Origin of the sequence: Micromonospora sp. AMSO1212t (assembly GCF_008868145.1) — a bacterium.
GTDB lineage: Bacteria > Actinomycetota > Actinomycetes > Mycobacteriales > Micromonosporaceae > Micromonospora > Micromonospora tulbaghiae.
Genome location: NZ_WBKS01000026.1, coordinates 36,062 through 54,886 on the forward strand (window position 1 = coordinate 36,062; position 18,825 = coordinate 54,886).

Here is an 18,825-nt window from a genome sequence, read left to right on the forward strand (position 1 = left end):
GATGCGCCGTGAGCCTCACGAGGACGCAGCGATGAACATCCTGGACGCCCTTGACGCCCAGTCGAAGCGTACCGACCTGCCCGACTTCCGTGCCGGTGACACCGTCAAGGTGCACGCGCGAGTCGTCGAGGGCGCCCGGTCCCGGGTCCAGATCTTCCAGGGCGTCGTCATCCGCCGCCAGGGTGACGGTCTGCGCGAGACCTTCTCGGTCCGCAAGGTCAGCTTCGGCGTCGGCGTGGAGCGGACCTACCCGCTCAACGGCCCCGGCATCGACCGGATCGAGGTCGTGACCCGCGGTGACGTGCGTCGCGCCAAGCTCTACTACCTGCGCGAGCTGCGGGGCAAGAAGGCCAAGATCAAGGAGCTGCGGGAGAAGCAGCCGGCGAACTGATTCTCGTTCGCCACGCCGCCCGAGCTGCGCGGATGTCGTATCGACCAGATCGCACTACCCTGGTCGGTACGGGCGCAGCCGGACGGTGCGAAACGGTCCACTACCGCCCGTGGGGTCTCCGAGGGGACTCCCGGGCGGTAGTGTCGTTTCCGCGGACCGGAGAGTGGCATGGTGCAGATGGTTGACGAGGACGGTGCCGTCGATCCCTGGCGCCGGCGGGCCCGCCGTGGCCGCCGCCAGATGCCGCTCTGGCAGGAGTTGCCGCTGCTGCTGATCGTGGCGTTCTGCCTCGCCGTGCTGATCCGTACGTTCCTGCTCCAGGCGTTCTTCATCCCCTCCGGGTCGATGGAGAACACGCTGCTCGTCGGCGACCGGGTGCTCGTCAACAAGGTCGTCTACGACGTCCGCGACCCGGTCCGCGGCGAGGTCGTGGTGTTCCGGGGCACCGACCGTTGGGTCGCCCAGGAGGCGCCCGCGCCGCCGGCCAACTTCGCCGGCCGGGTCGGCCGTACGCTCGGCGACCTGGTGGGGGTCAGCCGCCCCGGCGAGAAGGACTTCATCAAGCGCGTCATCGGCGTGCCCGGCGACAAGATCTGGTGCTGCGACGACGGCCGGGTGGTGGTCAACGGGGTGCCGCTGGACGAGCAGGCGTACGTTTCCGAGGACTCCCCGGTCGAGCTGCCGCCCAATCCCAAGGAGTGCCGGTCCCGGCAGTTCACCGAGGTGGTGGTGCCACCGGGGCAGATCTTCGTGATGGGTGACCACCGGCTGGTCTCGCAGGACGCCCGATGTCAGGGGCCGGTGCCGATCGAGAACGTGGTCGGCCGCGCCTTCATGATCGTCTGGCCGTCGCAGCGGTGGACCAGTCTGCCCGTACCGGAGACGTTCACCAGCGTGCCCCGCGCGGACGCCGCGCCCGCGGGGCCGGTGCCGGTGGATCCCGACCCGGTCGGCGGCGTCGTCCTGATCCTCCCGGTCGCGGCGACGCTCACCGTTCTGGCGGGTTCGGGGCGACCGCGCCGTACCCGGCGACGTAGGCTCCTCCCGTGATCGACGAGCAGACCGAGAAGCCCCGCAGCTCCTTCTGGAAGGAGCTGCCCATCCTCCTGGGCGTGGCGATCCTGGTCGCGGTGCTGGTGCGTGCCTTCGTGCTGCAGACCTTCTTCATCCCGTCGCCGTCCATGGAGAACACCCTCAAGATCGACGATCGGGTGCTTGTCAACAAGCTGGTCTACGACTTCCGCTCGCCGCACCGGGGCGAGGTGATCGTCTTCAAGGCGCCCACCGAGTGGAGCGGCAACCCCGACGGCGAGGACTTCATCAAGCGGGTGATCGGCGTCGGCGGCGATCACGTGGTCTGCTGCGACCGCACCGGTGGTCAGGAGCGGCTGGTCATCAACGGCAAGCCGATCGACGAGCCGTTCATCTTCCCCGGCAACAAGCCCGCCGACCAGGACTTCGACGTCACGGTGCCGAAGGGGCGCCTGTGGGTCATGGGTGACCACCGGGAGGCGTCCGGCGACTCGCTGGAGCACTGGCAGCAGTCGGGCGAGGACATCAACGTCGCCACCATCCCCGAGGGCGAGGTCGTCGGCCGGGCCTTCACCATCTTCTGGCCGGTCAGCCGCGCGACCTGGCTCAGCGTCCCCGAGCAGTTCGACGGGATCCCCAATCCCTGAGCAGGCCCGCGCCACGCGCCGGCACGCCGGCCCCGCCTCGGCGGCGGGACGGCGTGGTCGTTCGTCGCAGGCGTCTGGCAGGCTGGTGCGGTGACCGTCTACACCCCTCGTCGCGCGGCCCGGGTGCTGCTGGTCGACGCGTCCGACCGGGTGCTGCTCTTCCAGGGCAGTGATCCGGCCCGGCCGGGTCACCGCTACTGGTTCACCCCCGGCGGCGGGCTCGACCCGGGGGAGTCCCCGGCCGACGGCGCCGCCCGGGAGCTGGCCGAGGAGACCGGCCTGCGGCTGGCCCCGGCCGAGCTGGGCGCGCCGGTCTGGTCGGAGACCGTCGAGTTCCCGTTCGACGGCGTCTGGTACCGCCAGGATCAGCAGTTCTACCTGGTCCGGGTGACGGGCTGGGAGGTCGACACGGCCGGCTTCAACGACGTCGAACGGGCGAGCGTGCACGGGCACCGCTGGTGGCCGGTCGCCGACCTGGCCGCCTCCGCGGAGCGCTACTACCCGCCGGACCTGCCCGGCCGGCTCGGCGCCGTGCTGACGGGAGGCGGCGCATGCTGACCCCGCCGCGCACCGTGGTGCGCCGCGACGGGGGCCTCTACGCGCTGGAGCGGGCCCTGCAACGGCGCGGCTTCCGGCACGTGGCGGGCGCCGACGAGGCCGGTCGAGGCGCCTGCGCCGGGCCGCTCGTGGCCGCCGCCGCGATCCTGCCCGAGGGCCGGCGCGGCGAGATCGACGAGCTGGCCGACTCGAAGCTGCTCACCCCCGCCGCCCGCGAGCGTGTCTACGACGAGGTGGTGGCACGGGCCCTGGCGTACGCCGTGGTGGTCATCCCGGCCGAGGAGGTGGACGCCCGCGGGCTGCACGTGTGCAACCTCGCCGCGATGCGCCGGGCGCTCGCCTCGCTCACCACCCGCCCGGAGTACGTGCTGACCGACGGCTTCGGCGTCGACGGGCTGGACGTGCCGGGCCTGGCGGTCTGGAAGGGCGACCGGGTGGCCGCATGTGTGGCGGCGGCGAGCGTGCTGGCCAAGGTCACCCGGGACCGAATCATGGTGGAACTGGACGGGCGGTTCCCCGGCTACGGCTTCGCCGAGCACAAGGGCTACATCACCGCCGAGCACAGCGCCGCCCTGCGCACGCTCGGGCCCTGCCGGGAACACCGCTTCTCGTACGTGAACGTGGCCACCGTCTCCGGACGGGACGGTCGGCCTCCCCGCGCCCGCCGCCCGGCGGGCGACGGCACCGGTACGGCGCCACCCGAGCCCGCGGCCGGGCTGCCGGGTCTCGGGCCCGGCGCGTTCGCCGGCCGCCCGGACGAGCCGATGGGGCACTGCGGCGCGTCAGGGGGTACCGTCGGCGTGGCGTTGGGCGAGCAGCCGCGACCTCCGGCGCCGGTGGGGGAAGATGTGGTCATGGAAGGCGGAGTGCGATGAGCGCGGAAGATCTCGAAAAGTACGAGACCGAGATGGAGCTGCAGCTCTACCGGGAGTACCGGGACATCGTCCGCCAGTTCTCCTACGTGGTGGAGACCGAGCGCCGTTTCTACCTGGCCAACCAGGTCGACCTGCACGTGCGCAACTCCGACGGCGAGGTCTACTTCGAGGTCGAGATGCACGACGCCTGGGTGTGGGACATGTACCGCCCTGCCCGTTTCGTCAAGAATGTTCGAGTGATGACGTTCAAGGACGTCAATGTGGAAGAGCTCGAAAAGCCCGACATCTCGCTTCCCGCAGATTCCGGATTCGGGAGCTGACCACAGGCGGCTGACCGCCCCCGGATCACTCCGCCGGCACGACCACCTCGACCCGCTGCACCAGGTTGTTCGCGAACCCGCCCCGGTTCCACGGCTGCTCGACCGGCTGGGTACGCCCCGACGCGTCGGTCGCCCGGGCGCCGAGCACGTGCCGCCCCGGCGTCGCCGTCCAGCTCACCGACCATCGGCGCCACGCCCACTCGCCCCCGGCCGGCTCGTCCAGGACCGCGGGCGTCCACGTCCCGCCGCCGTCCACCGTCACCTCGACCGAGGTCACCGGCGCGTGGCCGGACCAGGCGCGGCCGTCCAGAGTGCACGGTCCCGGACGCAGCACCCGGGTGCGGGACATGAAGTCCGGGAACCCGGGCGGACGCACCAGCGCACGCGGCTCGATCCGGGTCACCGGTACGCCCGGGTCGTCGGCGTCGCGCCGCAGCCGGTAAGCCACCGCGTTCTGGTAGCCGTCGAACGGCTCGGTCGTCACAGTGATGTCGCGCAGCCACTTCACGTGCGCCATGCCGTACCAGCCGGGCACGATCAGGCGCAGCGGCGCGCCGTGCTGCGGCAGCAGCGGAGCGCCGTTCATCTCGTACGCCAGGAGCACCTCCTCGCGCAGCGCGTCGGCAATCGGCAGCGCCCGCTGGTAGTCCTGCTCGACGCCGCGCTCCACCCCGTGGTCCGCGCCGGTGAACACCACGTCCACCGCGTCGCCGGACAGGCCGGCCTCGCGCAGCAGCGGGGCCAGCGGCGTACCGGTCCACTCGGCGTTGCCCACGGCCTCCACCAGCCAGGGCTGGCTGACCGGACGGGGGTGCAGCAGCGCCCGGCCGTTACCAGCGCACTCCAACGTGACCCGGTGGGTCACCCGGGGCCGGTCGCGCAGCGCCGCCAGGTCCAGCCGCAGTGGACGCTCGACCGCGCCGGACACGTTCAGTGCGTACGCGGCCGGGTCGACGTCCGGGATGTCGTAGTGGATGAGCAGGTAGTGCAGGCCCGCCGGGGTCACGTCGTACCGCAACGCCTCCAGCGGGATGCCGTGGTTGCGCGCGGCGAGCTGAAGCTCCTCGGCGCTGATCGCCTCGTCCGGCCCGGCCACCCGGGAGGGCCGGCTGACGTCGTCCACAGTGGTCATGGCTGCTCCGTCCGCTCCAGCACGTCGTAGCCCACGAACTCGAACATCCGCGCGCCCGGTGCCAGCGGGCGGGGCGTGCCGGTGAAGCGGTGCGCGCCGACGCCCACACCGTCGGCCGGGCTGTTCACCGCGACCGGCTCGAAGCCCTCCTCGGCGAACCACTCGCAGATGACCGGCACCAGGTCCGGCTCGCGCCGGTGCCGCGTCCACAGCACCGTGCCGCCGGTGGCGCAGAGCGAGGCACAGTGCCGCACCGTGGCCCGGATGTCGTCGTCGCCGATGTTGCCGAAGACGCCGCACACCAGCACCAGATCCGCCGGGGCCAGGTCGGCGTACCGGTCGGTCAGCGAGGCGTCCCCGGTCACCACCTCCACGCCGGTGAGCCCCGCGTCGGCGGCGGCGCGGCGTGCCAGGTCGGCGTTGCGCGGATCCAGTTCGACCAGGCGGGCGGTCACGTCGCCGCCCCGGGCATGGGCGGCCAGCACCGGGATCAGATCGCGGCCCTGACCCGCGCAGAGACTCAGCGCGCGCAGCGGACCGGGCGGCGCCGCGTCCAGCGCGTCGGCGACGCGCTGCCGCACCTCGGCGAGTCGCCGGGCCAGTGCGGACTCGGGCTGGTCGTAGTCGCTGTGCCAGGCGTACCAGTCCTTCGTCACCCGGCCAGCATAGGCGTCCGGGCCGTAGCAGATCGGCCCCGATTTCGGCGCTCGTCCACAGCCGGTGCGTTGTCCACAGCGGGGTCGTGCGGGGTTCGCGGGACGGTGCTCGGGGTCGGCAAGGTGTCCGGCGTGCGTTCCTCCATCTCTCACGCCGGCCGGGCCGTGCTGCCGGTGTTGGTCCTCGTCGCCTGCCTGCCGGGCGCCTCCGCGCCGCCCCGGGCGGCGCTGTCGTCCTCGGCCGGGCCGCTGTCGTCCTGGGCCGGCGCCTCTTCGTTCGTGGTCGGGCCGTTCTCCGGTTCTGCGGCGGGTGTCCCGGCAGCCGGTGACCCGATGGCGGGTGTCTCGGGGGCGGGACTTCGGGCTGCGCCCGGTGGGCGGTTCCGGTGGCCGCTGCCGGATGCGCCCCGGGTGGTGCGGCGGTTCGACCCGCCGCCGCAGCCCTGGCTGTCCGGGCACCGGGGCGTCGACCTCGCAGCCGAGCCCGGTGCGCCGGTGCTGGCGGCCGGCGCTGGGATCATCCTGTTCGCCGGCACCGTCGCCGGCCGGCCGGTGCTGACCGTCGGCCACTCCGACGGGCTGCGCACCACCTACGAACCGGTCCGCGTCCGGCTCACCGCCGGTACCCCTGTGGACGCCGGCACGCCGGTCGGCGACCTGCTCGCCGGGCATCCCGGCTGTGCCGGGGTGGCCTGCCTGCACTGGGGGCTGCGACGCGACGCGGAATACCTCGATCCGCTGGCCCTGCTCGGTCTCGGCCGCGTGCGGTTGCTGCCGCTGCACCCCGTCTCCGCCGACCTCACCGGGTGACCGGCGACGGCACCGGTGAGCGGCGGGCGCGCGGGCTCAGCCCTGGGCGAGCAGCGTGGGCAGCCGGACGGCCAGCCGGTCGTACTCGTCGGGGGTGTTGTAGACCTGGCCGCACAGCCGCAGATAACCGCGCCCGTTCCAGCCTGCGATCGAGACCTCGGCAGAGAGCCGGTCGGCGATCCGGGCCCGAAGCTCCCGGGCCGCGTCCAGCGTCGTCGCGACACCGGGCGGCAGCGGCACGAGCCGCATGGCGACCGCCGGCCCGCCGGGCTCCGGCAGCCGCTCGGGCGCCACACCGAGCGCGTCCCCGACGACCCGTTGCCCGTACGCCGCCAGCGCCGCGTTGTGCGCGCGTACCCGGTCCACTCCGAGGCTGCGCAACGTGAACAGGCCCACCGGGGCGGCCAGCCAGCCGGTGTAGTCGAGTGTCGCCTGCCACTCCACCCGGACCGGGAAGCCGCTGTCCTGTTCCCATGAGACGACGAGCGGCTGGATGCGCTCCCGCCACGGCGGCGCGACCACGAGCGCGGCGGTGCCGCGCGGCGCGTACGCCCACTTGTGCAGGTTGCCGACCCAGAAGTCGGCGCCGACGGACGCGACGGTGGCCGGCAGCATCCCCGGCGCGTGGGCGGCGTCCACCAGCACCGGCACGCCCCGCTCCCGGGCCACCGCGACGATCGCCGCGGTGGGGAACAGCCGGGCGGTCGGCGAGGTGAGCTGGTCGACGATCAGCAGCTTGGTACGCCCGGGGCGCAGCCCGTCGCGGACGATCTCGACCACCTCTTCGTCGGTGGCGGTCAGCGGCACCGGCAGGGTGCGGGACACCGCTCCGGTGCGGGCGCACTCCCGGGCGACCGACAGCGCCACCGCGCCGTATCCGTGGTCGGTGGTCACGATCTCGTCGCCGGGGCGCAGCGCCAGCGACTGCAACACCACGGCCGCCCCCGCGGTGGCGTTGCCGACGAGCGTGGTGCCGTCCGGGTCGGCGCCGAGGAACGCGGCCAGGTGCCGCCGGGCGTGGGCGATCCGGTCGACCAGGCCCTGCGTGAAGAACCGCAGCGGGTTGGCCTCCATCTCGTCGCGCAGGCGCTGCTGGGCGCGTTGCACGGCGATCGGTACGGCGCCGAACGAGCCGTGGTTGAGATGACTGACGGAGGGATCGAGGGAGAAGAGCAGCCGAGCCCCGGGAATCGGCTCGGGTGGCTGCGGCACCGTCATCCGTCGATCCTAGCCCGAGATGGATCATGCGCTGGCCGGATTCCGCACGCTGACCGTTCCACCGACGCTGCCTGTGCGCTCCCGGCGGTCAGGCGCGGGGGTGCGCCTGCCGGTACGCGGCCCGGAGCCGCTCCACCGAGACGTGCGTGTAGATCTGGGTGCTGGCGAGCGACGAGTGCCCCAGCAACTCCTGCACGGCGCGCAGGTCGGCGCCTCCTTCGAGCAGGTGTGTGGCGGCCGAGTGGCGCAGTCCGTGCGGCGTCACCCGCGGCACCCCGGCGGCCTCGGTCCAGCCGGCCACGATCCGTCGCGCGGTGGTCGGGTTGAGCCGCCCGCCCCGCGCCCCGAGCAGCAGCGCCCGTTCCGAGCCCGGGGTCAGCAGGGCGGGCCGGCCGTCGCGCAGCCAGGCGTCCAGCGCCCGCTGGGCCGGCACTCCGTAGGGCACCGACCGCTCCCGCCCGCCCTTACCCAGCACGCGTACCACCCGGCGGTCCTGGTCGACGTCGGTGACGTCCAGGCCGCACGCCTCGCTGATGCGTACCCCGGTGCCGTAGAGCAGTTCCAGCAGCAGCCGGTCGCGCAGCAGCACCGCGTCGGGCGGGCCGTCGCCGTCCGGCTCGGCGGCCGTTCCGTGGTCGCGTCCGAGCCCGGCGCCGTCGGGGTGGACCGTCGAGCGGTCGGCCTCGGGTGGACCTGGCGACGGGGCCTCCATCAGGGCAGCGGCCTGGTCGGCGCGCAGCACGGTGGGCAGGTCCCGCCGGGCCCGAGGGCTGGCCAGCGGCGCGGCCACGTCGTCGGCGAGCAGGCCGGTCCGGTGCGCCCAGGCGCTGAACGTCCGGGCCGCGGCGGCGCGCCGTGCCATCGTCGTCCGGGCCGCCCCCATGGTCCGCTGCTTCGCCAGCCAGCTACGCACCACGGCGAGGTCCAGCTCCGACAGTTCGGCGCAGCCCATCCGGACCGCATGGTCGAGCAAGGACACGAGATCCGTGACATACGCCCGGACGGTGTGGACGGAGCGGTTGCGGACCCGCGACAGGTGGTCGGCGAAGTCGTCCACCGCCTCGCGCATCGACGCGGGCAGCTCCTCGTGCGCGTCCCGGGTGCCGCGCCGCCGCTGACTCACCGCGGCACCCGGTCCGGGCGCACGCGGTCGCGGCTGCGGATGCGGACGGCGATCACCGTCCCAGCGTAAGGCTGGAGCGCCGCCGTTCGCCGTGCCGGCGCGGCCGTCGCTCCGTCGTCGCGGTGTCGGCCGTCGCCCGTCGGGTGTGCCATCCGGCACGTCGCCCGCCTCCTTCCGGCGTGGGATGCGTGCCGACGCGCTGATCGGGGGGTGGCAGAAGCCGGTCTGGACAGGGGAAACTCATGCTGCGGCACGCTCCGGTGCGGCGACCGGCGGGCAGCGTGGCCGAGCCGGCCCTGACGGAGGGTCGATCCGGCCGCGATCAGGCGAACGCGTCCCGTGACGGTGACGCCGGTACGAGGAGGGCCGAGAGTGGGAGTGGACGCCGTCCTCTACCGGCAGATTTCGGCGGGCAATGGCCGTCACCGGCCCGCGTACGTCTCGATCGAGGTCGTGGCGGACCCGCAGGACGTGTTGCTCGACCTGCTCAAGCGTGTCCGTGGCGGTGGCCGGACCCCGCTGCTGGACCGTGTCGATCCGCTCGGCGAGCTGACCGTGGGCACCGAACGGATGCCGCAGCTCCTCGGCGAGCTGCGATGCCTGGCCGAGGTGGCCGGGGCGCCGGTCGAGATCGACCACGTCCACCGGCTGGCCCGGCTCGCCCGCCGGTGTGCGGAGCGCCGCGACGCCGAGATCCGGTTCGAGGGCGACTGACGCGCTCACGTGCGTGCGGCCGGCTGCGGCGCGAGCGCGTAGCCGCCGTCGCGGCGTACCACCATCCCCAGTTCCTCCCGCATGGACAGCTTGCGCATGGCGGTCCGCAGGTCCACGCCCGCGCGCGCCGCGACGCTCTCCAGGTCGAGCGCTCGGCGGCGGGGCAGCGCCTCCAGCACCTGCGTCGCCTCCTCGTCGAGCCGGTCCCGGGGGCGCTCGGGCGCCCGGGCGGGCGGGGCCAGGTCGTACCCGATGCGCCCCACCTCCTCCAGCACATGTGCGACGTTCGTGACCAACCGTGCCTCCGGCCGCTCCCGCAGCACCTCGTGCCCACCGACGGACATGGCGGAGGCCACCGGCCCGGGGATCACCATCGCCGGGCGGCGCAGGCCGAGCGCCCGGTTGAGCGTCTGGGTGGCGCCGCTGCGGGCGGCGGCCTCGACGAGCACCGTGCCGCTCGTCGCCGCCGCGATCACCCGGTTGCGGATGAGGAACCGTGGCCGCAGCGGCTCCGCGCCCGGAATCCATTCGCTCACCAGCAGACCGGTCTCGGCGATCCGGTCGAACAGCGCGGCGTTGCCCATCGGGTACGGGCGGTCCACCCCGCAGGCCAGCACGGCCACGGTGCGCCCGCCCGCCGTCAACGCCCCGCGATGTGCGGCGGCGTCGATGCCGAACGCTCCACCGGACACCACTGTCCACTCCCGGTCGGCCAGGCCGTACCCCAACTCGGTGGCGATGTGCGCGCCGTAGGGGGTGGCCGCCCGGGCGCCGACGACCGCCACCGAGCGCGCCAGCGCCTCGCCGAGCGGCCACGCTCCGCGTACCCAGAAGCAGAGCGGCGGGTCGGTCTCCACGTCGACCCGCCGGGTGGCCCCGGACAGCGCCAGCCGGCGCAGGTCGCCGACCTGAGTGGGCCATTCGTCGTCCTCGGGGGTGACCAGCCGGGCCCCGAGCCGTTCGCCGCGGGCCAGCGCCTCCGCGGCGATCGCCCGGGCGTCGCCGGAGACGCCGCGCGCCGCGACGGCCGACCGGAGTGTCCGTTCCGGGGCCTCGCCGGACAGCAACAGGTCGAGCGTGGCGACCGGGCCGATCCGCTCGACCAGGGCGTACACCGACCGGGTGCCGGGCTCGGCGAGCCAGGTGAGCGCGACCCGCGCCAGCCGGCGATCGTCGGCGCTCACGCGACCTCCCCGGTCCTGAGCTGGATGGCCTCCGCAACGTCGTCGTGGCCGGGCCGGTCCCGCCCGTCCAGGTCGGCGATGGTCCAGGCGAGACGGAGTACGCGGTCGTAGCCGCGCGCGGACAGCGAACCGGTGTCGAGTCGGCGGCGCAGATCCGTGGTGACCCGGGCGGACAGGTGCCACGGCGGCCGGCGCAGGTACGGGCCGGGTACGTCGGCGTTCACCCGGTGCCCGGTGGCCGCCCAGCGATCGGCGGCGGCGTGCCGCGCGGCGACGACCCGGGCGGCGACGGTGGCCGAGGACTCGTGGGCGGCGTCGGTGCTCAGCAGCTCCGCCGCGCGTACCGCCTTCAGCTGGACCTGCACGTCCACCCGGTCGAGCAGCGGGCCCGACAACCGTCCCAGGTAGCGTCGCCGGGCCAGCGGCGGGCACTCGCAGTCGACGTCACCGGAGGGTTTCGCGCACGGGCAGGGATTGGCTGCCAGCACCAGTTGGGTGCGGGCCGGGTACTCGGTGGCGCCCCGGGTGCGCGCCACCCGCACCCGGCCGCTCTCCAGCGGCTGCCGCAACGCCTCCAGCGCGCCCTTGCCGAACTCGGGCGCCTCGTCCAGGAACAGGACCCCGCGGTGGGCGAGCGACACCGCGCCGGGCCGGGCCAGCCCGGAGCCGCCTCCGACGAGCGCGGGCACCGTGGCCGTGTGGTGCGGCGCCTGGAACGGGGGACGGCGCAGCAGCCCGCCGCCGGGCGGCAGCAGGCCGGCGATCGAGTGCAGCGCGGTGACCTCCAGGGCGGCCTCGTCGTCCAGTGCGGGCAGGATCGACGGCAGTCGCTCGGCGAGCATGGTCTTGCCGGCGCCGGGCGGACCGAACAGGGCGAGGTGGTGGCCCCCGGCGGCGGCGATCTCCAGGGCGCGCCGCCCGAGCGGTTGCCCTGCCACGTCGACGAGGTCGGGCCCGGCCGGGCCGTCGGCCGGGACGTGGGCGGGTGGGGCGAGCAGTGGACTGCCGTCGCGGACGTGGGCGACGAGCCGGTGCAGCGTGTCGACCGCGTGCACCCGTACGCCGGGGATGACTGCGGCCTCGGCGGCGTTGCCGGCGGGCACGACGACGCGGGTGTGCCCGGCGCGGGCGGCGGCGGCGACCATGGGCAGCGTGCCGCGGACGGGGCGTACCGCGCCGTCGAGGCCGAGTTCGCCGAGCACGACCGTGGCGTCCAGGGCGACCGGCGGCAGCTCACCCGAGCCGGCCAGGACGGCGAGCGCGATGGCGAGGTCGAACGCCGAGCCGTACTTGGGCAGGGTGGCGGGGAGCAGGTTGAGCGTGATGCGGCGGTTGGGCCATTTCTGGCCGGAGTTGACGATCGCGGCGCGGACCCGGTCGCGCGCCTCGTGCAGCGCGGTGTCCGGCAGGCCGGAGATGATCACGGCGGGCAGGCCGGGAGCCAGGTCGGCCTCGACCTCGACGAGATGCCCGGCGACTCCGGCCAGGCCGACGCTCAGCACTTTCGCGTACCCCATGTCAGAACGCGCCGCGGAGGTGCTCGACGCGGGCGGGGCCGGTGACCGGGAGCCGGACGGAGAGCACGTCGAAGCGGACCTCGGCGGCGGTGGTGCCGGTCTCGGCGAGCCAGCGCGCGGCCAGGCCGCGCAGCCGGCGGGCCTTGGCGTGCACGACGGCCTCGGCGGGGGAGCCGAACTGCTCGCCACGGCGGGTCTTGACCTCGCAGATGGCGAGGACCGGACCCTCCCAGGCGATGATGTCGATCTCGCCCTCGGGGCAGCGCCAGTTGCGGGCGACCGGGCGCAGGCCCGTCTCGATCAGGTGCCGTAGCGCGCACCGCTCGCCGTACGCTCCGACGGCTCGGTTCCGGTTCGTCATGCCGGCCAGGATGCGACCGGCGGCCGCGATCAGGGGCGCCGTGAAGGGCCGCCCTGTGGACAAGGTGCCGCCTGTGGACGGAACGACGATCATGAGCCCGATCGGCTACGGAGCGGCCATGCGGAGGCATGATGAGCCGACGCGACCGCGAAGGGAACGCCGTGACGGCTCGGAACACGTCCATCGACGCTTCGACCTGCGGCATCTGTGGGCAGCTGCAGGATGCCCGCCATGACCGCGACGGACACGGCGCCGGCCGGAGAGTCGAATACGTCGTGGTCGGTACGCGGGGCGGGATCGCGGAGTTCCGCGAGGCGGACGCCGGATCCAGGCTTCGGAAGACGGATGCGGCCGTGCTCGCCCTGAATCTGGGTGTCGAGGAGTCCGGCCTCCCGGGCCGGCGATTCAGCTGCCTGGTGGTGCCCGACGAGTACGGGGTCACCAGAAGTGACTTCAGACTCGCATGAATCAGTACGTCGAGCGGCTCGCGCGGATGGTGCCGCCTCCCGCCCGGCTGAGCGCGCCGCCGAACTGGCCGGCGGTGGAGCGCTCGCTCGGCTTCGCGCTCCCCGGCGACTACAAGGATCTCGTCGACCGGTACGGCCCGGGTAGGTTCGACGACTTCCTGGCGGTGCTCGCGCCCGGTCATCCGGTGCCGCGGCTGGACCTCTCGCGCGGTGTCGCCGAGGCCGCCGACACGGTGCGCGCGTACGCGTCGAGCGGTGAGGCGCTACCCGCGCCGGTCGACAATCTGACGGCGGTCGCACTGACCGACAACGGGGACACGGTCTACTGGCTGCGCGAGCCGGGCAGCGCGCCGGACCGGTGGCGGGTGACCGTGAACGGGGCCAGGGACTTCGGCGAGTGGCACCTGTTCGACGGTTGCCTGGCTCACTTCCTGGTCGCCGTGCTGAACCGCGAGTGGGTGGTGCCCGCTTTCGCCGACGACTTCCCGTACCCGGACGTCGCACCGACGTTCACGCCGTACGGCTACTGACCGTGTCCCGTCGGCGACCCGGCGATATCGGCGCTGACCTGGGCCGATCCCCGGGTGACCCGAATGGCGCGGCTGGTGCGTGTCGCATACCGTGCCGGTCGTGGACGGACGACGGAGCTATTCCGAGGATGAGCAGGGGTCGCGATGGGGCGACCGGGGATACGAGTCGGACTGGCGCGCCGCGGGCGAGCCCCGCTACCGCGACGACGACTACGGCACGCCCGAGCAGCGCGCCGGTGAGAACCGGTACGCCGAGCCGGGCCGGTACTCTTCCGCCGATCCGCTGGTGGACGACACGAGCAGCTGGCGGTCGCAGCGGCCGGATGACCCGGAGGTCTCCGGTGAGCTGCCCGGGTCGCGCGCCGGCCGTCGCGCGGCTCGCGAGTCGGCGGCCCGTGGTGCGGACGACCCGCTCGGCGCGGTGTCCCGCAGCGGCGTCGACGCGCTCGGCACCGCCGCGCACGGGAACCCGCTGTCGAGTTCGCTCGGTACGCCGGCGACCGCCCCGCTGACCGGCGCGGCCCCGGCCGGCACCGACCCGTACGGCCTCATCGCCCACGGCAGCGACCCGGCCGGCGGCCCTGGCGTCGACGCCCGGAGCGCTGTCGGCGGCGTCGACAAGCCACGGCTCAGCCCGATCGGCGGCTACCCGGTCGTCGAGGCGGCACCGGGAACCACGGGCCCGGACGGAGGAGCCGAACCGACCGCCGCGGCGCGGCTGAACCCCGGTGAGGCCACCCCGCTGCGGATCGGTGAGCGTCCGGGTGGCCCGGCCCAGCCGATGGCGACCCCGAACCCGCTGGAGATGCCGACCGGTCCGATGCCCGCGGTGCTGCCGCGTCCGGACGGGCCGCCGCCCGGTGACGGCGTCTACCGGACCCGGCGTCCCGCGCTGGCGGTGCTGCTGGCGGTGATGGTGCTGGTGCTGGAGGTGCCGGCGGTGCGGGTGTTGCTGCACGGCCTGTTCGGCGACCCGGTGTCGACGTCGCACGTCGTGGTGGGCATTTTCCTGGTGGTCGGGCTGCCGATCTTCGGCACCGGCCTGTACGGGCTGCGTACCGGCGGGCTGGCGCTCGCCGACGGCAGCCGGGGCTGGCTGCGCCCGCCGACGGCGTACCTGACCGTCGGCCTGGTGCTCTTCCTCGCCGCCGCCCTCGCCGCCGGCTGACCGCGGGCCGCAGTCCGCACACCACGGGCGTGCTCCGCACCCGGGGGTCGTGCAGCGGAGAGGGCGCGTACACTGGTCGACTGGCGACCGCCTCGCGCGGTCGACCTCGCGTGCCCTCTCCACGGTCTCCTCCGTGGGGCGACGGCCTCCCTGGTCCCGGTCTGACTTACCGGGCCCACCCTGGCCGGCGACCGGGCGCCAGGCGTCCGGCCGCCGGCCGGACGGACAACCAGGGACAACGTAGGAGTAACCCACCATGGCCGTCGTGACCATGCGTCAGCTGCTGGAAAGCGGTGTGCACTTCGGGCACCAGACCCGGCGCTGGAACCCGAAGATGAAGCGCTTCATCTTCACCGAGCGCAACGGTATCTACATCATCGACCTGCGCCAGACGCTCGACTACATCGAGAAGGCGTACGAGTTCGTGCGCACCACCGTCGCGGGCGGCGGCAGCATCCTGTTCGTCGGCACCAAGAAGCAGGCCCAGGAGGCCATCGCCGAGCAGGCGACCCGGGTCGGCCAGCCGTACGTCAACCACCGCTGGCTCGGTGGCATGCTGACCAACTTCCAGACCGTGTACAAGCGGCTGCAGCGGATGAAGGAGCTGGAGGCCCTGGGTGACCTGAGCGGCACCGCCGCCGGTTACACCAAGAAGGAGACGCTCCAGCTCTCCCGCGAGAAGATCAAGCTCACCAAGACCCTCGGTGGTCTGCGGGACATGCAGAAGCTCCCCGCCGCGGTGTGGATCGTCGACACCAAGAAGGAGCACATCGCCGTCGACGAGGCTCGCAAGCTGGGCATCCCGGTGATCGCGGTGCTCGACACCAACTGCGACCCGGACGAGGTCGACTTCCCGATCCCGGGCAACGACGACGCCATCCGCTCGGCCGAGCTGCTGACCAGGGTCGTCGCCGCCGCCGTCGCCGACGGTCTGATCGCCCGCTCCGGCCGTAACCGGGGCGCGGACGAGAAGCCCGAGGCCGGCCAGGTCGGCGCCGACGAGCCGCTGGCCGAGTGGGAGCGCGAGCTGCTCGAGGAGCCGAAGAAGGCCGACGAGCAGCCGGCGACCGCCGCTGCCGAGCAGCCGGCGACCGCCGCCACGGAGCAGCCCGCGCCCGCCGCCGAGCAGCCCGCGCCCGCCGCCGAGCAGCCGGCGACCGCCGCCGCGGAGTGATCTCGCCGTCGCGTCCCCACCGTCGGCGATTCCCGGCGGTGGGGCGCGACGGGTACGCCGGGCAGAACCGGCCCGGAATCGGGTAACCAGCACCCCAGACCACCTCACTGACACCGAAGAGAGAGTCATGTCCAACTTCACCGCCGCGGACGTCAAGAAGCTCCGCGACCTCACCGGCGCCGGCATGATGGACTCCAAGAAGGCGCTGACCGAGGCCGAGGGCGACTTCGACAAGGCCGTCGAGATCCTGCGCGTCAAGGGCGCCAAGGACGTCGGCAAGCGGGCCGGGCGCACCGCCGCCAACGGCCTCATCGCCCACTCCGGTCAGGCGCTGCTCGAGCTCAACTGCGAGACCGACTTCGTCGCCAAGAACGACGCCTTCATCGCGCTGGCCCAGCAGCTCGTCGAGCACGGCGTGGCCAGCGGCGCCACCAACGCCGAGGAGCTGCTCGCCAGCAGCATCGACGGCAAGAGCGTGGCCGACCTGATCCAGGAGCAGTCCGCCAAGATCGGCGAGAAGCTGGTGCTCAACCGCTTCGCCAAGCTGGACGGCACCACCGCGGTCTACATGCACCGCAAGAGCCAGGACCTGCCCCCGGCGGTCGGCGTGCTGGTCGAGTTCACCGGCACCGCCGGCGCGAGCGCCGGCCAGTCGGTGGCGGACGACGAGGCCGCTGCCTCGGATGCGCGCGCCGTGGCGATGCAGATCGCCGCGATGCGGCCGAAGTACCTGACCCGTGACGAGGTGCCGGCCGAGACCGTCGAGTCCGAGCGGCGCATCGCCGAGCAGACCGCCCGCGAGGAGAACAAGCCCGCGGCGGCGCTGCCGAAGATCGTCGAGGGCCGGGTCAACGCCTTCTTCAAGGACTTCGTCCTGCTGGAGCAGGCGTCGGTCGCCGACAACAAGAAGACCGTCAAGCAGGTGCTGGCCGACGCCGGCATCGAGGTGACCCGCTTCCTGCGGTTCGAGGTCGGCCAGGCCTGAGCCGCCGCACCGGGCCGTCCGGCCCGGGCACAGGGGAGAACGTCGACGAGGAGGCCGCCGGTGTACGCGACAGGCACCGCGGCCTCCTCGTCACATAGGGTCGGCAGGGGCACGTACGCGACGCTCGCGCGATGCGCGGGGAGAAGGGGCGGGGCGGATGACGCAGGTTGTGAGTGACCGGAGCCTGGCGGCGGAGGACCCGACCGCCCCTCCGCCCGGTCGGTCCCGCCGGGTGGTGCTGAAGCTCTCCGGTGAGGTCTTCGGCGGCGGCGCGATCGGCGTCGACCCCGACGTCGTGCAGGGCATCGCCCGCCAGATCGCCACCGTGGTACGCCGCGGCGTGCAGGTCTCCGTGGTGGTCGGCGGCGGCAACTTCTTCCGCGGCGCCGAACTGCAGAAGCGCGGCATGGACCGCGCCCGCGCCGACTACATGGGCATGCTCGGCACGGTCATGAACTGCCTGGCCCTCCAGGACTTCCTGGAGAAGGAGGGCATCGAGACCCGGGTGCAGAGCGCGATCACCATGGCCCAGGTCGCCGAGCCGTACATCCCGCTGCGCGCGATCCGGCACCTGGAGAAGGGCCGCGTGGTCATCTTCGGCGCCGGCGCCGGCATGCCGTACTTCTCCACCGACACGGTGGCCGCCCAGCGGGCGCTGGAGATCCGCGCGGACGTGGTGCTGATGAGCAAGAACGGCGTGGACGCCGTCTACACCGCCGACCCCCGGATCGACCCGACCGCGAGCAAGCTCGACTCGATCACCTTCTCCGAGGTGCTGCGCCGTAACCTGCGGGTGGCCGACGCCGCCGCGTTCAGCCTCTGCATGGAGAACGGCCTGCCGATGCTGGTCTTCGGCGCCCAGGGCGACGACACCATCGTCCGGGCCGTCGGCGGCGAGAAGATCGGCACCCTGATCACCGCCTGACCGGCCCGCCGGACCGGCAGCGGTCCCTCTGCCACGGCAGCACCCGCACCACACACGACGAGCGACAGAAGGAGGCGAGGAGACCGGTGATCGACGACACCCTCCTCGAGGCGGAGGAGAAGATGGAGCGTGCCATCGAGCACGCCAAGGAGGAGTTCGGCGGCATCCGTACCGGACGCGCCAACGCCGCCATGTTCTCCCGGATCGTCATCGACTACTACGGCAGCCCGACCCCGCTGCCGCAGATGGCGTCCATCGCGGTGCCCGAGCCGCGCATGGTGATCATCAAGCCGTACGACAACTCGCAGCTGGGCGCCATGGAGAAGGCGATCCGTGACTCGGACCTCGGGGCCAACCCGAACAACGAGGGCAACCAGCTCCGCATCGTCCTGCCGCAGATGACCGAGGAGCGGCGCCGCGACATGATCAAGGTCGCCCGGCAGAAGGGCGAGGAGGCCAAGGTCGCCGTCCGCAACATCCGCCGCAAGGCCAAGGAAGAGCTGGACCGCCTGGTCAAGGACGGCGAGGTCGGCGAGGACGAGGGCCGGCGCGCGGAGAAGGAGCTGGACGACCTGACCCAGCGCTTCGTCGCCAACGTCGACGAGCTGGTCAAGCACAAGGAGAGCGAGCTGCTCGAGGTCTGAGCACCCGCGTACCTCGCACGGCACCGCGCCGCCGTCGCCCGCCCGGGCGGCGGCCCGGTGCCGTCGTCGTGCCCGGCGGCGCACACCCTCGGCGCTGCGGCGGGTGCAGTAGGCTCGGCACGATTCCCGACCACCACGGGGTGAACGGCGGGAGTCGCCCGGCCGTCGGTCGGTAAAACAGGAAGTCTCACGCCGGTAGGGGATGGTCTTGGTCTTGCGTCATGTGGTGGCTCTCGTACCGGCTGCCGGTGCGTGATGTCCCACCCCGACCCCTACGGCAACACCGAGTCGCGTGGCTGGGACCGCCCGGCCGCCCCGGCCCTGCCCTGGCCGGACACCGATCTGGAGCCCGGCCCGTGGCGACCCGGCCCGGCCGCCCACCCCCACCTGTCCC

22 protein-coding genes are annotated in these 18,825 nt (G+C 73.5%); 15 read left to right on the forward strand and 7 right to left on the reverse strand.

The window, feature by feature from the left end:
* The first annotated feature begins 31 nt into the window (after window positions 1–31).
* The 6 genes from rplS (at window position 32) to F8279_RS10020 (ending at window position 3,823) form a co-directional block, all read left to right on the forward strand.
* Window positions 32–391: a 50S ribosomal protein L19 gene (gene rplS, locus F8279_RS09995; protein ID WP_091419585.1), complete on the forward strand. Its 360-nt coding sequence runs from the start codon at window positions 32–34 to the stop codon at window positions 389–391.
* Between the two features lie 168 nt (window positions 392–559).
* On the forward strand, window positions 560–1,441 hold the full coding sequence (lepB, locus tag F8279_RS10000; protein ID WP_091419588.1) for a signal peptidase I: 882 nt from the start codon (window positions 560–562) through the stop codon (window positions 1,439–1,441).
* A complete protein-coding gene (gene lepB, locus F8279_RS10005; RefSeq protein ID WP_120571172.1) occupies window positions 1,438–2,070 on the forward strand; it encodes a signal peptidase I in 633 nt (210 codons plus the stop codon). Before lepB (F8279_RS10000) ends, lepB (F8279_RS10005) begins: the two co-directional genes overlap by 4 nt.
* Window positions 2,071–2,160: 90 nt before the next feature.
* A complete protein-coding gene (locus F8279_RS10010) occupies window positions 2,161–2,628 on the forward strand; it encodes an NUDIX hydrolase (protein WP_151499770.1) in 468 nt (155 codons plus the stop codon).
* Window positions 2,622–3,503: a ribonuclease HII gene (locus F8279_RS10015; protein ID WP_151499771.1), complete on the forward strand. Its 882-nt coding sequence runs from the start codon at window positions 2,622–2,624 to the stop codon at window positions 3,501–3,503. Before F8279_RS10010 ends, F8279_RS10015 begins: the two co-directional genes overlap by 7 nt.
* The gene (locus tag F8279_RS10020; RefSeq protein WP_011905215.1) at window positions 3,500–3,823 is read left to right on the forward strand and encodes a DUF2469 domain-containing protein; all 324 of its coding nucleotides are present in this window, start codon (window positions 3,500–3,502) and stop codon (window positions 3,821–3,823) included. The genes F8279_RS10015 and F8279_RS10020 overlap by 4 nt, the downstream gene beginning before the upstream one ends.
* 25 nt (window positions 3,824–3,848) lie before the next feature.
* Here the strand turns inward: F8279_RS10020 and F8279_RS10025 are convergent, their stop codons facing one another.
* Together F8279_RS10025 and F8279_RS10030 are read right to left on the reverse strand one after the other, a co-directional pair.
* On the reverse strand, window positions 3,849–4,955 hold the full coding sequence (locus tag F8279_RS10025) for a sulfite oxidase (protein WP_151499772.1): 1,107 nt from the start codon (window positions 4,953–4,955) through the stop codon (window positions 3,849–3,851).
* The gene (locus tag F8279_RS10030) at window positions 4,952–5,611 is read right to left on the reverse strand and encodes a methyltransferase (protein WP_091419602.1); all 660 of its coding nucleotides are present in this window, start codon (window positions 5,609–5,611) and stop codon (window positions 4,952–4,954) included. Before F8279_RS10030 ends, F8279_RS10025 begins: the two co-directional genes overlap by 4 nt.
* Window positions 5,612–5,860: 249 nt before the next feature.
* Here F8279_RS10030 and F8279_RS10035 point away from each other — a divergent pair, with 249 nt between their 5' ends.
* Window positions 5,861–6,421, forward strand: coding sequence for a murein hydrolase activator EnvC (locus F8279_RS10035; protein WP_225853212.1), 561 nt, complete (start codon window positions 5,861–5,863; stop codon window positions 6,419–6,421).
* Between the two features lie 36 nt (window positions 6,422–6,457).
* Here the strand turns inward: F8279_RS10035 and F8279_RS10040 are convergent, their stop codons facing one another.
* Both F8279_RS10040 and F8279_RS10045 read right to left on the reverse strand, forming a co-directional pair.
* Window positions 6,458–7,639, reverse strand: coding sequence for an aminotransferase class V-fold PLP-dependent enzyme (locus F8279_RS10040; RefSeq protein ID WP_091419603.1), 1,182 nt, complete (start codon window positions 7,637–7,639; stop codon window positions 6,458–6,460).
* An 88-nt stretch (window positions 7,640–7,727) separates the two neighbouring features.
* Window positions 7,728–8,708: a tyrosine recombinase XerC gene (locus tag F8279_RS10045; protein ID WP_192580668.1), complete on the reverse strand. Its 981-nt coding sequence runs from the start codon at window positions 8,706–8,708 to the stop codon at window positions 7,728–7,730.
* Window positions 8,709–9,134: 426 nt separating this feature from the next.
* On the opposite strand from F8279_RS10045, the gene F8279_RS10050 reads away from it, so the two are divergent.
* Window positions 9,135–9,476: a hypothetical protein gene (locus tag F8279_RS10050; protein ID WP_151499774.1), complete on the forward strand. Its 342-nt coding sequence runs from the start codon at window positions 9,135–9,137 to the stop codon at window positions 9,474–9,476.
* Between the two features lie 5 nt (window positions 9,477–9,481).
* Here the strand turns inward: F8279_RS10050 and F8279_RS10055 are convergent, their stop codons facing one another.
* The 3 genes from F8279_RS10055 to F8279_RS10065 are packed head-to-tail and all read right to left on the reverse strand — an operon-like array spanning window position 9,482 to window position 12,538.
* A complete protein-coding gene (locus F8279_RS10055) occupies window positions 9,482–10,660 on the reverse strand; it encodes a DNA-processing protein DprA (protein ID WP_151499775.1) in 1,179 nt (392 codons plus the stop codon).
* Complete coding sequence (locus F8279_RS10060) at window positions 10,657–12,177, reverse strand: YifB family Mg chelatase-like AAA ATPase (protein WP_091419610.1); 1,521 nt, start codon at window positions 12,175–12,177, stop codon at window positions 10,657–10,659. The genes F8279_RS10055 and F8279_RS10060 overlap by 4 nt, the downstream gene beginning before the upstream one ends.
* Before the next feature lies 1 nt (window position 12,178).
* Entirely contained in the window at window positions 12,179–12,538 is a 360-nt protein-coding gene (locus F8279_RS10065) for a YraN family protein (RefSeq protein WP_091420226.1), read from the reverse strand.
* Between the two features lie 131 nt (window positions 12,539–12,669).
* Between F8279_RS10065 and F8279_RS10070 the strand changes: the two genes are divergently transcribed.
* The 7 genes from F8279_RS10070 to frr all read left to right on the forward strand — a co-directional run bounded on the left by F8279_RS10070 (window position 12,670) and on the right by frr (window position 18,431).
* Entirely contained in the window at window positions 12,670–13,005 is a 336-nt protein-coding gene (locus F8279_RS10070; RefSeq protein ID WP_208577178.1) for a hypothetical protein, read from the forward strand.
* Window positions 13,002–13,535, forward strand: a complete 534-nt coding sequence (locus F8279_RS10075) for a hypothetical protein (protein WP_091419612.1) — start codon at window positions 13,002–13,004, stop codon at window positions 13,533–13,535. Before F8279_RS10070 ends, F8279_RS10075 begins: the two co-directional genes overlap by 4 nt.
* A gap of 100 nt (window positions 13,536–13,635) precedes the next feature.
* Window positions 13,636–14,703, forward strand: a complete 1,068-nt coding sequence (locus tag F8279_RS10080; protein ID WP_225853211.1) for a hypothetical protein — start codon at window positions 13,636–13,638, stop codon at window positions 14,701–14,703.
* 256 nt (window positions 14,704–14,959) lie between these two features.
* Window positions 14,960–15,877 carry a 30S ribosomal protein S2 gene (gene rpsB, locus F8279_RS10085; protein WP_091419615.1) on the forward strand — a complete coding sequence of 306 codons (918 nt, stop codon included), beginning with the start codon at window positions 14,960–14,962 and terminating at the stop codon, window positions 15,875–15,877.
* A 127-nt stretch (window positions 15,878–16,004) separates the two neighbouring features.
* On the forward strand, window positions 16,005–16,862 hold the full coding sequence (tsf, locus tag F8279_RS10090; protein ID WP_091419617.1) for a translation elongation factor Ts: 858 nt from the start codon (window positions 16,005–16,007) through the stop codon (window positions 16,860–16,862).
* 157 nt (window positions 16,863–17,019) lie between these two features.
* Entirely contained in the window at window positions 17,020–17,787 is a 768-nt protein-coding gene (gene pyrH, locus F8279_RS10095; RefSeq protein WP_013284607.1) for a UMP kinase, read from the forward strand.
* Between the two features lie 86 nt (window positions 17,788–17,873).
* Window positions 17,874–18,431, forward strand: coding sequence for a ribosome recycling factor (gene frr, locus F8279_RS10100; protein ID WP_091419619.1), 558 nt, complete (start codon window positions 17,874–17,876; stop codon window positions 18,429–18,431).
* Window positions 18,432–18,825 lie beyond the last annotated feature (394 nt).

What these genes read in the sequence shown, in the direction of transcription:
- rplS (WP_091419585.1), top strand. Translation starts at nt 32, where the DNA reads ATGAACATCCTGGACGCCCTTGACGCCCAGTCGAAGCGTACCGACCTG.
- lepB (WP_091419588.1), top strand. Translation starts at nt 560, where the DNA reads ATGGTGCAGATGGTTGACGAGGACGGTGCCGTCGATCCCTGGCGCCGG.
- F8279_RS10015 (WP_151499771.1), top strand. Translation starts at nt 2,622, where the DNA reads ATGCTGACCCCGCCGCGCACCGTGGTGCGCCGCGACGGGGGCCTCTAC.
- F8279_RS10020 (WP_011905215.1), top strand. Translation starts at nt 3,500, where the DNA reads ATGAGCGCGGAAGATCTCGAAAAGTACGAGACCGAGATGGAGCTGCAG.
- F8279_RS10025 (WP_151499772.1), bottom strand. Translation starts at nt 4,955, where the DNA reads ATGACCACTGTGGACGACGTCAGCCGGCCCTCCCGGGTGGCCGGGCCG.
- F8279_RS10040 (WP_091419603.1), bottom strand. Translation starts at nt 7,639, where the DNA reads ATGACGGTGCCGCAGCCACCCGAGCCGATTCCCGGGGCTCGGCTGCTC.
- F8279_RS10045 (WP_192580668.1), bottom strand. Translation starts at nt 8,708, where the DNA reads ATGCGCGAGGCGGTGGACGACTTCGCCGACCACCTGTCGCGGGTCCGC.
- F8279_RS10060 (WP_091419610.1), bottom strand. Translation starts at nt 12,177, where the DNA reads ATGGGGTACGCGAAAGTGCTGAGCGTCGGCCTGGCCGGAGTCGCCGGG.
- F8279_RS10065 (WP_091420226.1), bottom strand. Translation starts at nt 12,538, where the DNA reads ATGACGAACCGGAACCGAGCCGTCGGAGCGTACGGCGAGCGGTGCGCG.
- F8279_RS10070 (WP_208577178.1), top strand. Translation starts at nt 12,670, where the DNA reads ATGAGCCGACGCGACCGCGAAGGGAACGCCGTGACGGCTCGGAACACG.
- F8279_RS10075 (WP_091419612.1), top strand. Translation starts at nt 13,002, where the DNA reads ATGAATCAGTACGTCGAGCGGCTCGCGCGGATGGTGCCGCCTCCCGCC.
- rpsB (WP_091419615.1), top strand. Translation starts at nt 14,960, where the DNA reads ATGGCCGTCGTGACCATGCGTCAGCTGCTGGAAAGCGGTGTGCACTTC.
- tsf (WP_091419617.1), top strand. Translation starts at nt 16,005, where the DNA reads ATGTCCAACTTCACCGCCGCGGACGTCAAGAAGCTCCGCGACCTCACC.
- pyrH (WP_013284607.1), top strand. Translation starts at nt 17,020, where the DNA reads ATGACGCAGGTTGTGAGTGACCGGAGCCTGGCGGCGGAGGACCCGACC.